12 protein-coding genes and 3 tRNA genes are annotated in these 11,229 nt (G+C 69.6%); 9 read left to right on the top strand and 6 right to left on the bottom strand.

Features of this window, described 5'->3' with window-relative positions:
• Positions 1–4 precede the first annotated feature (4 nt).
• Together ACZ5J1_RS12540 and ACZ5J1_RS12545 are read right to left on the bottom strand one after the other, a co-directional pair.
• Positions 5–736 carry a DsbA family protein gene (locus ACZ5J1_RS12540; protein ID WP_464559263.1) on the bottom strand — a complete coding sequence of 244 codons (732 nt, stop codon included), beginning with the start codon at positions 734–736 and terminating at the stop codon, positions 5–7.
• Between the two features lie 5 nt (positions 737–741).
• Positions 742–1,269, bottom strand: coding sequence for a MauE/DoxX family redox-associated membrane protein (locus tag ACZ5J1_RS12545; RefSeq protein WP_464559265.1), 528 nt, complete (start codon positions 1,267–1,269; stop codon positions 742–744).
• Between the two features lie 123 nt (positions 1,270–1,392).
• Here ACZ5J1_RS12545 and orn point away from each other — a divergent pair, with 123 nt between their 5' ends.
• The 5 genes from orn to ACZ5J1_RS12570 all read left to right on the top strand — a co-directional run bounded on the left by orn (position 1,393) and on the right by ACZ5J1_RS12570 (position 4,584).
• On the top strand, positions 1,393–1,974 hold the full coding sequence (gene orn / locus ACZ5J1_RS12550; protein WP_464564791.1) for an oligoribonuclease: 582 nt from the start codon (positions 1,393–1,395) through the stop codon (positions 1,972–1,974).
• Positions 1,975–2,027: 53 nt separating this feature from the next.
• Positions 2,028–2,103 (top strand) — tRNA-His (locus tag ACZ5J1_RS12555).
• Between the two features lie 90 nt (positions 2,104–2,193).
• Positions 2,194–2,266 (top strand) — tRNA-Lys (locus ACZ5J1_RS12560).
• A gap of 208 nt (positions 2,267–2,474) precedes the next feature.
• Positions 2,475–3,884 (top strand): hypothetical protein, encoded by a 1,410-nt coding sequence (locus tag ACZ5J1_RS12565; protein WP_464559267.1) that lies wholly within the window; start codon positions 2,475–2,477, stop codon positions 3,882–3,884.
• 16 nt (positions 3,885–3,900) lie between these two features.
• Positions 3,901–4,584, top strand: coding sequence for a class F sortase (locus tag ACZ5J1_RS12570; RefSeq protein WP_464559269.1), 684 nt, complete (start codon positions 3,901–3,903; stop codon positions 4,582–4,584).
• A gap of 7 nt (positions 4,585–4,591) precedes the next feature.
• Here ACZ5J1_RS12570 and ACZ5J1_RS12575 read toward each other — a convergent pair whose 3' ends face one another.
• Positions 4,592–4,843, bottom strand: a complete 252-nt coding sequence (locus tag ACZ5J1_RS12575) for a DUF3618 domain-containing protein (RefSeq protein ID WP_464559271.1) — start codon at positions 4,841–4,843, stop codon at positions 4,592–4,594.
• A gap of 36 nt (positions 4,844–4,879) precedes the next feature.
• On the opposite strand from ACZ5J1_RS12575, the gene bcp reads away from it, so the two are divergent.
• The 4 genes from bcp (at position 4,880) to ACZ5J1_RS12595 (ending at position 7,913) form a co-directional block, all read left to right on the top strand.
• Positions 4,880–5,344 (top strand): thioredoxin-dependent thiol peroxidase, encoded by a 465-nt coding sequence (gene bcp / locus ACZ5J1_RS12580; protein ID WP_464559273.1) that lies wholly within the window; start codon positions 4,880–4,882, stop codon positions 5,342–5,344.
• Positions 5,345–5,356: 12 nt separating this feature from the next.
• Positions 5,357–5,430 (top strand) — tRNA-Leu (locus tag ACZ5J1_RS12585).
• A gap of 1 nt (position 5,431) precedes the next feature.
• The gene (locus tag ACZ5J1_RS12590; protein WP_464559275.1) at positions 5,432–6,061 is read left to right on the top strand and encodes a Maf family protein; all 630 of its coding nucleotides are present in this window, start codon (positions 5,432–5,434) and stop codon (positions 6,059–6,061) included.
• 70 nt (positions 6,062–6,131) lie between these two features.
• On the top strand, positions 6,132–7,913 hold the full coding sequence (locus ACZ5J1_RS12595) for an acetyl-CoA carboxylase biotin carboxylase subunit (RefSeq protein ID WP_464559277.1): 1,782 nt from the start codon (positions 6,132–6,134) through the stop codon (positions 7,911–7,913).
• A 4-nt stretch (positions 7,914–7,917) separates the two neighbouring features.
• On the opposite strand, the gene ACZ5J1_RS12600 is transcribed toward ACZ5J1_RS12595, so the two are convergent.
• The 3 genes from ACZ5J1_RS12600 to ACZ5J1_RS12610 form a co-directional block, all read right to left on the bottom strand.
• Complete coding sequence (locus ACZ5J1_RS12600; RefSeq protein WP_464559279.1) at positions 7,918–9,123, bottom strand: SpoIID/LytB domain-containing protein; 1,206 nt, start codon at positions 9,121–9,123, stop codon at positions 7,918–7,920.
• A 114-nt stretch (positions 9,124–9,237) separates the two neighbouring features.
• Complete coding sequence (locus ACZ5J1_RS12605; protein ID WP_464559281.1) at positions 9,238–10,647, bottom strand: NAD(P)H-quinone dehydrogenase; 1,410 nt, start codon at positions 10,645–10,647, stop codon at positions 9,238–9,240.
• On the bottom strand, positions 10,644–11,213 hold the full coding sequence (locus ACZ5J1_RS12610; RefSeq protein ID WP_464559283.1) for a hypothetical protein: 570 nt from the start codon (positions 11,211–11,213) through the stop codon (positions 10,644–10,646). The genes ACZ5J1_RS12605 and ACZ5J1_RS12610 overlap by 4 nt, the downstream gene beginning before the upstream one ends.
• Between the last annotated feature and the right edge of the window lie 16 nt (positions 11,214–11,229).

Below are 11,229 nucleotides of genomic sequence, written 5' to 3' on the forward strand. Positions count from 1 at the left end.
GCGGTCAGGACACCGCGGCGATCAGGGCCTGGGCCCGGTCGTCGATGGTGGTGCCCTTCGTGAACTCGGCACCGTCGAGCAGGATCGTCGGGGTGCTCTGCACGCCGGCGTTCAGAGCGGCCTGGGTGGCACCGTTCGCCCACGTGGTGGCATCACCCGAGTCGAGTGAGCCGGTGACGGCGGACTCCGTGGCGCCGGCCGTGACCGCGGTCGCGACGATCTCGGACTGCTTCGGGAACGGGCCGGCCTCGGAGGGCTGGTCGGCGAAGAGCGCGTCGTGGAACGCCTTGGCGACCTCGGCGGTGTCGTGGTGGACCACCGCCGCGAAGACCTCGAGGCTCTGCTGCGAGTAGTCGGTGGGCGTCTGGCCGAGCAGGTTGAAGGGGCGGTACTCGACCTGGACCTTGCCGTCGGCGGCGAGCGCGGACAGCTCGGTGCGGGTGGCCTTCTCCAGCTCACCGCAGTACGGGCAGAGGAAGTCCTCGTAGATGACGACCTTGTGCGGGGCGTCGTCCGGGCCGATCGTGACGCTGACCGCGTCGGCCGACGCCTCGGGCGAATCGGTCGGCTTGTCGCTGCTCAGGTTGCTGATCAGGACGCCGCCCCCGACGATCAGCACCATCGCCAGGACGACTCCGAGCCCGACGAGGAGGTTGCGGCGCCGCTCCTTGGCGCGCGCCTCCGCCTTCGCCTGGGCCAGTCGTGCGGTGCGGTCCTGGGGTCGTTCGTTCGCCATGCTTCTCAGTCCTCGTCGTTGATGTCGTTGTCGTCGAGCTCGGGGGTACGTCGGAAGAGGAGTCCGTCCAGCGCCCAGCGTCGGTTCCCGACGAACGCGGCCAGGACCGACATCGCCAGGAGTGCGGCGTCGCGCGCGATCTCCCAGGGGTACTTGTCGGCGGCGTTCGGGTCGAATCCGCCGCCACCGAAGCAGCCGCAGTCGATCAGGATCCCGCGGTGCCACACCGAGGCGATCCCGAGGATGAACGCCAGCAGCAGCAGGGCCCCGACGATCGCAGCGAGTCGGGTCAGGAGCCCGAGGATCAGGGCGACCCCGACGACGATCTCGAGGATCGGCAACGTGTGCCCGACGACCTCGGCGAGACCGCTGGGCAGGATCTCGTAGGCACGCACGGCCAGCACGGCGGCGTACGGGTCGCCGATCTTGTCCAGGCCCGCGGCCACGAAGACCACACCCACCACGACCCGCGCGATCAGGCCCAACCAGCCCAGGATCGCGCTGCCGGTCGTCGGCGCCTCTGCCTGCTTCACCCCTCCAGCCTAGGAGCGCCGTCTGTGGGAAACCTGAAGGCGGAGCGGTCCGCACCCCGGCGGTAGGGTGCGGGCGTGAGTACCCCTGAGCGAACCGATCGACTGGTCTGGATCGACTGCGAGATGACCGGACTGTCCCTGGAGCACGACGCCCTGGTCGAGATCGCAGCGCTGGTCACCGACTCCGAGCTGAACGTGCTGGGCGAGGGGGTCGACGTCCTGATCAAGCCGCCGGCCGCCGCGCTGGAGCAGATGGTCGACTTCGTCCGCGACATGCACACCACCTCGGGCCTGCTCGAGGAGCTCGAGTCCGGAGTCACGCTGGAGGAGGCCGAGCGGATCGTCCTGGACTACATCCAGGAGCACTGCGGCAAGGACGCCCGCCCGCCACTGGCCGGGAACACCGTCGGCACCGACCGCAACTTCATCGCCCGGGACCTGCCCGAGCTCGACGGGTTCCTGCACTACCGGATCATCGACGTCTCCTCGATCAAGGAGCTCTCCCGCCGCTGGTACCCGCGGACGTACTTCGCCGCTCCGACCAAGCGCGGCAACCACCGCGCCCTGGCCGACATCCAGGAGTCGATCGAGGAGCTGCGCTACTACCGCGAGGCGGTCTTCGTGCCCGCGCCGGGGATCGATTCGGAGACGGCCCGCGGCATCGCCGCCCAGCACGGCGGCTCGATTACCGGACTCACTGACTGACCCCCTATGCTTCCTTCTCGGTCCGGTTCCGATTCGTCGGTAGCGGGTCCATGGTGGGTGTAGCTCAGTTGGTAGAGCCCCGGCTTGTGGTGCCGGTTGTCGCGGGTTCAAGTCCCGTCATCCACCCCATCTGAAGGTGGGTCGCTCCCGATTTGGGAGCGGCCCACCGAGGATGTAAAGTTTCACCAGTCGAAGGGCGAAGGCCTGGAGGCGAAGCGAGCGCCATTAGCTCAATTGGCAGAGCAGCTGACTCTTAATCAGCGGGTTCGCGGTTCGAGTCCGTGATGGCGTACAGATGAGGCCGGTGGCCTGGGAGACCAGGTCACCGGCCTCGCTTCATTTCCCCCGACCGCTGCCGATGTGACTCGTGTCACATCTTCGCCGGGTCTACCTAATTGGGGGGACGGACCCGTAACTTCTGGCGCCGCGTGACGTTGGCCCAAGTGATCGCCCCTCGTCTCGGAGTGGGTGGCTCGTCGTCCCGCCTGAAGGGGTTTTACATGTCCCACCGACTGTTCGTTCGCTCCGGCGCCACCGTGGCTGCCGTCGCGATGGCCGCTCTGGCAGCCGGTCCGGCCTTCGCCGCCGCGCCCGTTGCGCAGGGCACTGCCTCCGCCGTGACCCTCAACATCGCCTCGCAGGACCTCGGCACGGGCACCTATGTCGCTCAGAACGACGGCAAGACCGAGACCACCAGTGGCTCGAACCAGCCCTCGCTCAACGCCGTGGCCAACCAGACGCTGCTGACGGCTGGCACCGCCTCGCAGGACGCCAAGACCTCCGTCGAGAAGGGCGTCGGCAAGTCCGCCGCGTGCGCCTCGGTCGCCGGCAGCGGCAGCTCCCTCGTCTCGACCGGTGTCGGAGCCTCGTGCCTGAAGGGCGGCAGCGCCCTCAGCCTCGACGCCGGCCACATCGACCTCTCCAAGGTGACGGTGACCCAGGGACTGCTGCTCGCCGGCGTCGGCGGGTCCAACGGGACGCAGCTCCTCTCGAGCCTCGGCCTGGGCGCCCTCCAGCCGGTCCAGGACCTGCTCAACACCATCGGTTCGGGCCTCACCCCGGCGACCACGACCCTCGACCAGGTCCTCCAGGGCGTGCTCGGACCGCTGTCCAACCAGGTCCTCGCGCCGCTGCTCAACGCCACCGGCCTCTCGGTCGGGCTCGACCTGGGTGCCGTCTACGCGAGCTGCCAGGCTGACCCGAAGGTCGCGACCGGAGGGGGCACGGTCGCCAAGCTCGGCCTCCGCGTCGGCCTGCCCGCCCAGCTCGGTGGCCCGATCACCATCCCGGTCGACCTCAACACCGGTGAGAACGTCCCGATCGTGACCGACCTCGACAAGGTCGTCACCGCCATCACGAACGCGCTGACCGGGGCGTTGACCGGACTCGTCACGGGCAACACGTACACGTCGCAGCTGGCTCCGGTGATCAGCCAGGTCAACGGCGGTCTCACGGCGCTGGTCAAGGCGCTCAACGACAACCTCCTCGCGGTCCTCTCCGACCAGCTGAAGCCGCTCGAGGACGCCGTCCTCAAGGGCGTGCTCAACAAGGTCGAGCGTCGCGACGGCGGACGGACGATCGACGTGACCGCGCTCGACCTCCAGGTCCTGCCGGCGGCCGCCTCGGTGCCTGGATCGGCTGCCTTCCTGGGCGACAACTCCTCCCTGGTCGGCCTGAGCGCGGCTCACGTCGTCTGTGGCCCGAACAGCACCCTGACCACGACCACGACGACCACCACGGACGACAACGACACCCCGACGGTCGACGAGGGCACGCCTACCGAGGTCAAGTCCGGCATCGGTTCCCTCGAGGACGCTCCGTCGGCCCTCGCGATGGCCGGCCTGGTCGGTCTGGTCCTGGCCGGCACCGGTGCGGGTATCGCTGGGTTCCGGCGCAGCCTGCGCCCGTAATGACACACTGCGGCCCATGAACGACGGCACCACCCCGAACGACCCGACGAGCCGGGTGAACCACAGGTTCACCCGGCTCGCCCGGTATTTCGTGGCCTCGCTGGTCGCCCTCCAGCTGCTGGTGGCCGTCCTGGCCGGCGGCTCGGTGATCGGGGCCTTCATGGTCCCCGGCGGTCCGGCCGCCTCCGCGAACGAGGACCCGAGTCTCGATCTGGAGAAGGCACTCAGCGCCGGAGCTCCGATGGAGATCTCGATGCCGACGCTCAAGATCACCGCTCCGGTCGTGCCGATCGCGATGATCGACAAGGCGCTCGATCCCCCGCGGGACTACCTCGAGGTCGGCTGGTGGAACGCCAGCGCCAAGCCCGGTGCGACCCAGGGCCAGACCGTCATCACCGGGCACACCCTGCACACGGGCGGCGCCAGCATGAACAACCTGGGCAAGCTCAAGGCCGGTGACCCGGTCGACGTGGTGACCAAGCGCGGCACGATGCGCTACCGCGTCACCGTCCGGAAGGTCTACACCAAGTCCCAGCTCTCGAAGCGCTCGGAGGCGTTGTTCTCCCAAGCGCGCGGCGACGGCCGCCTGGTGCTGATCACCTGCAGCGACTGGAACGGCTCGTACTACAAGACGAACACGGTCGTCTTCGGTGCTCCGATCGGGGCCCCCGCCGGCGCGACGGCGATCCCCGCGACCTGAGGAACGGTCAGCGGCTGAGGTAGCGGATCGCCGCGATCGCGCCGATCACGCCACCCACGATCGCGACCGTCTTGGCGATCGCGGCGGTGTGCAGCTCGCCCGTGGTCGGGTCGACGTAGGTCGCCTTGACCGAGGCGATCCGACGGCCGGCGATCGTGCGCGGGTTCGCGCGGTAGACCAGTTCGTCGATCGTCCCCGCCAGTCGCTCGCGGATCTGGTCGATCTCGCCCGCCAGGGCGGCGTTGTTGTCCGTGGTCATGGGTCTCAACCTACCAATGGCCGCTACCTTGGGACCATGACTCGCCTGCAGATCGGTGACACAGCACCGGCATTCACGTTGACCTCGGACACGGGCGACTCGGTCTCCCTGTCCGACTTCGCCGGCGGCCGCGTCATCGTCTACTTCTACCCCGCTGCGATGACGCCCGGGTGCACCAAGCAGGCCTGCGACTTCAGCGACTCCCTCGACGCTCTCGTGGCGCAGGGCTACTCCGTGGTCGGGATCTCCCCCGACAAGCCCGAGAAGCTGGCGAAGTTCCGCGAGCGCGACGGCCTCACCATCACCCTGCTCTCCGACCCCGACAAGTCGGTGCTGACCGCGTGGGGCGCGTTCGGGGAGAAGAAGCTCTACGGCAAGGTCGTCGAGGGCGTGATCCGCTCGACCTTCGTGGTCGAGGCCGACGGGACGATCGGGTACGCCGGCTACAACGTCCGCGCCACCGGCCACGTCGCCAAGCTCCGCAAGGATCTGGGTCTCTAGACTGAGCGCCGCGCGCTCGTAGCCCAATTGGCAGAGGCACCAGGTTTAGGTCCTGGCCAGTGAGAGTTCGAGTCTCTCCGAGCGCACATGACACCGCTCGTCCTGGCCTCCCAGTCCCCGGCCCGCCTGGCCACCTTGCGGCGGGCGGGGATCGAACCGACCGTCATCGTCAGCGGCGTCGACGAGGACCAGCTCGGGCCGCTCCCTGCGGACGCGCTGGCGTTGGAGCTCTCCACGCTCAAGGCGACCGCCGTCCTGTCCGGACCACGGGCCGGCGAGATCCCGGACGGTGCCCTCGTCCTCGCCTGCGACTCGGTGCTCGAGCTCGGTGACGACGTACTGGGGAAGCCGCACACGCCCGACGAGGCGGTCCGGCGCTGGCGCCAGATGCGCGGCCGCAGCGGGGTGCTGGTCAGCGGGCACACCCTGATCGACACCCGGAGCGGGGTCCAGGTCCGCGACCTGGCTCGGACGGTGGTGCACTTCGCCGACCTCAGCGACGTCGAGATCGAGGCCTACGTCGCCACCGGCGAACCCCTCGAGGTGGCCGGCGCGTTCACCGTCGACGGGCTCGGCGGAGCCTTCATCACGGGCATCGACGGGGACTTCCACAACGTCGTCGGGGTCAGTCTTCCCCTCGTCAGACGCCTCGCGAGTGACCTGGGTCACGCGTGGACCGATCTTTGGAACGTGCCAGGGACGGATACTGTCCGGTAACGGCACCCTGGGCATCACAGCCGCGCGAATCCCCCTAGAATCGCCGGGTTGTCCGACTGAAGGAGTTACGTTGAGCAAGCCGTTGCAGAAGGTGCTGATCGCCAACCGCGGTGAGATCGCCGTCCGTGTCATCCGTGCCGCCAAGGACGCAGGAATCACGTCCGTCGCGGTCTACGCCGAGGCGGATGCCAACGCACTCTTCGTCCGGCTCGCCGACGAGGCGTACTCGCTGAACGGCTCCACGCCGGCGGACTCCTACCTCAGCATCGAGAAGATCATCGACGTCGCCCAGCGCTCCGGCGCCGACTCGGTGCACCCGGGCTACGGCTTCCTCGCCGAGAACGCCCTCTTCGCCCAGGCCGTGATCGACGCCGGCCTGATCTGGATCGGCCCCTCCCCCGCCGCGATCGACGCGCTCGGCGACAAGGCCAAGGCCAAGCAGATCGCCCTGGCCGCCGGTGCCCCGCTGGCGCCCGGCCTCAAGGACCCGGTCAAGGACGCCGACGAGATCGTCGCGTTCGCCCAGGAGCACGGTCTCCCGGTCGCGATCAAGGCCGTCTTCGGTGGTGGCGGTCGCGGCCTCAAGGTCGCCCGCACCCTGGAGGAGATCCCGGAGCTCTTCGAGTCCGCGACCCGTGAGGCGATCAGCGCCTTCGGTCGTGGCGAGTGCCTGGTCGAGAAGTTCCTCGACAAGCCGCGCCACGTCGAGACCCAGTGCCTGGCCGACTCGGCCGGCAACGTCGTCGTCGTCTCCACCCGCGACTGCTCCCTGCAGCGCCGCCACCAGAAGCTGGTCGAGGAGGCCCCCGCGCCGTTCCTCACCGACGACCAGGTCGAGCGGCTCTACTCCTCCTCCAAGGCCATCCTCAAGGAGGCCGGTTACGTCGGCGCCGGGACCTGTGAGTTCCTGGTCGCCGCCGACGGCACGATCTCCTTCCTCGAGGTCAACACCCGCCTCCAGGTCGAGCACTGCGTCTCCGAGGAGGTCACCGGCATCGACCTCGTCCGCGAGATGTTCCGGATCGCCGCGGGCGAGGAGCTCGGCTACGACGACCCCGCGGTGATCGGGCACTCGATCGAGTACCGGATCAACGCCGAGGACGGCGGCAACAACTTCATGCCCGCCCCCGGAACGCTGACCAAGTGGAACCCGCCGCAGGGCCCGGGCATCCGCGTCGACGGCGGCTACGAGGTCGGCGAGACCATCCCCGGTGCCTTCGACTCCCTGATCGCGAAGCTGATCGTCACCGGTCGCGACCGCACCCAGGCGATCGAGCGCTCGCGTCGCGCCATCGCCGAGTTCGAGATCGACGGCATGCCGACCGCGCTGACGTTCGACGAGGTCATCGTCAACGACCCCGCCTGGGTCGCCTCCTCCAACCCCACGGGTGAGGGCTCCTTCGACGTCTACACGACCTGGATCGAGACCGACTTCAACAACACCATCACGCCGTACGCCGGCGACGCCGGTGAGGCTGACGAGGCCGGCGAGAAGCAGACGGTCGTCGTCGAGGTCGGCGGCAAGCGTCTTGAGGTCGTCATCCCCGCGGGCCTGGGTGGCCTGTCGGCCGGTCCGGCCGCGGGCGCGAAGAAGCCCAAGCGTGCCGCGGGCAAGAAGCACGGCGCCGCGGTCTCCGGTGACGCCGTCGCCGCCCCCATGCAGGGCACCATCGTCAAGGTCGCCGTCGAGGAGGGCCAGGTCGTCGCCGAGGGCGACGTCGTCGTGGTCGTCGAGGCGATGAAGATGGAGCAGCCGCTCAAGGCGCACAAGTCCGGCACCATCACGGGCCTGGCCGCCGAGATCGGCGCGACCGTCACCAACGGTCAGGTCATCGCCGAGATCAAGGACTGACCGATCAGGGACTGACGGCGACGTCGAAGTAGGTCGACTTCAGATTGAGGGCACTGCGGAACGCGGTGCCCTCAACTGTTGTCGAACCCTTCGCACCGGTCAGCTTGAGCCGGGTCACACGCCCACCCCAGTCGCCGTTGCCGTCGCGGCTGAGGATCTGGATCCCGCTCAGGGCGCCGATCGAGGGCCAGGCCCTGGCCACGGCCGCCGGGTCCACCGTCGCGCGCCAGGCGTGCTGCCGGTTGCCGGACCAGTTGTCGTAGGGGTCGGCCTGGGCCTTCTGGTACGCCACGGTGCCGGCGACCGTCCAGCCGCCGCTGGAGGAGCCGAACTGGGTGAACGCTGGCTGGCCGCGGTACAGGATCGTGGTCCGGGCGGTCGCGGCGATCGCCGCGTCGGTCGCGCTCGCCTCGCCGGCGACGCCGCGATAGACCTGGCACGACGTTGAGTCGCAGATGTCGTAGGCACGCTGGGACGGCGCGTGCGCCCTGCTGTAGACCGCGTAGGTCCGGGCCGCCACCGACTGGGCCTGGAGGGCGCTCGGCTTCCAGCTCGACGGCATCTCGCTGGCGACGACGCCCCGCAGGTAGTTCTCCACCGAGACGACGTTGACGGTGTCGTGGTCGCGCCCGCGGTACGGCGCGTTGCGCAGCGCTCCCCGGTAGGCGGCGGTGCCGCCCGGGCGGCGCAACGTGATCGGCTTGCCGGCGGCCCAGAACTCCAGCGTCGAGGCCGAGGTGGCCAGCTGCTTCCACGGGCCGGACCCGACCCGCCACGCGATCGCGGTCCGGCTCGCGTCGACCGGCTTGAGCCGCCATTCGGTCGCCGAGGGCTGCTTGGCGGTGACGTCCCACACCGTCGACCTGGAGCTCGTCCGCGCCACGAGTCCGGATCGTGCCTTGACCACGGTGTCGGCGGTCGTGTCGGCCCCGATCAGGACCCGGAGCTTTCCGGAGACCGGCCCGAGGGTGGTGCCCGGGTAGTAGAACGCCAGGATCTGCGTCGCGCTCAGCCCGCGGCGCGCGGCGCCCTCGGCGCCGTATTGGGACATGCCCCGTCCGTGTCCGTAGCCGTGTCCGTCGAGCGTGAGCACCGCGCCGGCAGGGACCGCCAACTTGGGGCCCGCAGCCTTGGTCGCCGCCTCGGCGGGGGCGAGGACGAGCGCGGTGGAGAGGGTCAGCAGCGCGGCGACGCGGGTGAGCCGTGGCATGTGTGACTCCTGGGGAAGTTGAAAACTCCTGGGAGTCTAGGGCGTGTCGACCGGGGGTTGTCCAGGTCCCGGGGTATAAGTCCCCGAACTACACGGGTGTGGTTCTCGAGGCCCTCAGTCGACCTGGTGCAGCCGACGGGCAGCCTCGGCGACCGATCCACTCAGCGACGGGTAGACGGTGAAGGTGTTGGCGACCTGGTCGACCGTCAGGTTGGCCGCGACGGCCAACGAGATCGGGTGGATCAGCTCGCTGGCGCGCGGCCCGACGACCACCCCGCCGATCACGACGCCGGAGCCCGGACGCGCGATCAGCTTCACGAAGCCGTCCTTGATCCCCTGCATCTTGGCGCGGGGGTTGCCCTGCAGGTCGAGCTTGACAACGTCGGCCTGGACCTCGCCGGAGTCGACCGCTGCCTGGGACCAGCCGACCGTCGAGATCTCGGGGCTGGTGAAGACGTTGGAGGCGATCTGCTTGAGGTCCATCGGCTGGACCCCGTCGCCGAGCAGGTGCCGCATCGCGATCCGGCCGGCCATGGCGGCGGTGGAGGCGAGCATGAACCCTCCGACGCAGTCGCCGGCGGCGTACACGCCGGGCGCGGTGGTCCGGCTGACCTTGTCGGTCAGGATGAAGCCGCCCGCGTCGAGCTTGACGCCGTGCTCCTCGAGCCCGAGACCGGCCGTGTTGGGGATCGAGCCGAGCGCGAGGATGCAGTGCGATCCGGTCACGGTGCGCCCGTCGGAGAGGGTCACCGTGACGGTCTCGCCGTCACGGGTCACCGACTGCATCCGGGACTGGCTGAGGATGTGCATGCCACGGCGCTCGAGCACGTCCTGGAGGACGGCGGCGGCGTCGGCGTCCTCGCCGGGCAGGACCCGTTCCCGGGAGCTCACCAGGGTGACCTCGATCCCGAGCGCGAGGTAGGCGCTGGCGAACTCGACGCCCGTGACGCCGGAGCCGACCACGATCATGTGGCTCGGGGTCTCGGTCAGGTCGTAGACCTGCTCCCAGGTGAGGATCCGTTCACCGTCGGGCTGCGCGGTGGGCAGCACCCGCGGGTGCGCCCCGGTGGCGACCAGCACCGCATCGGTGGAGATGGTCTCCTCAGAGCCGTCGGCCAGGGTGGCGATGACGTCCCCACCTCCGCGACCGGCACCGGCGCCGAGACGGCCGGTGCCCTTGAGGATCCGGATCCCGCGGCGGGTGAGACGGCCCTCGATGTCCGCACTCTGCGCGGCGGCGAGCGCCTTCACCCGGGCGTTGACCTGAGCGAGGTCGGCGACGACGGTCGTGGCACGATCCCCGTCCCCGTCGCGGAAGTGGATGCCGAGCTCCGGCGCAGCGGCCATGTCGGTCATCACTTCGGCGGTGGCGATCAGCGTCTTGCTCGGCACGCAGTCGGTCAGCACGCAGCTGCCACCGAGGCCGTCGCGGTCGATCACCGTGACGTCGGCTCCGAGCTGCTGGGCGACCAGGGCCGCCTCGTACCCACCCGGACCGCCGCCGATGATCACCACAGAAGTCATGCCGACATTCTGTCAGGGAGTCGCCATGGGGCCGCATCGTGCCATTGCAGGGCCAGCCCGCCTCGTGACGAGGGCCACGGACGTCCGTCGAGCACGCCGAACCAGGCTCCCGGCGGGTCGAGCACGAGGCGGCGCCCTTGGATTCCGGGTGAGCACACCTCGGCACCTCCGATGACGAAGCCGCTCACGGTGGCGACCAACGGGAGAAGGCCGAGGGCTTCGAGCCTCAGGAGCAGCTCAAGGCGTCGGATCCGGGCGATCGGAGCGTGGTCGGCAAGGACCTCCAGCCGTCGCTCAGAATCCCAACCCACCTCCCAGCGTTGGGCGGGCGCCAACCGAAGGTGGAGGAGGCCGGCCGGCACCGCACCGCGGAGCGCCTGCACGGTCGGCATGGCTCGTCGCCCCACCGCCTCGACACGATCGGTGTCGTAGAGCAGGGCGTGGACGTCGTTGCTCCAGAAGGACACTCCCGCGATCCCTGTCCGCAAGAGCCGACGAGCCGGGGTGCGGGTGAGACCACAGAGCGCCTCCAGCCGGCGCGCGGATTCGCGTTCTGAGATGCGCATGCCCGAGACGCTAGGG

The organism is Nocardioides sp. JCM 18999, assembly GCF_055391175.1.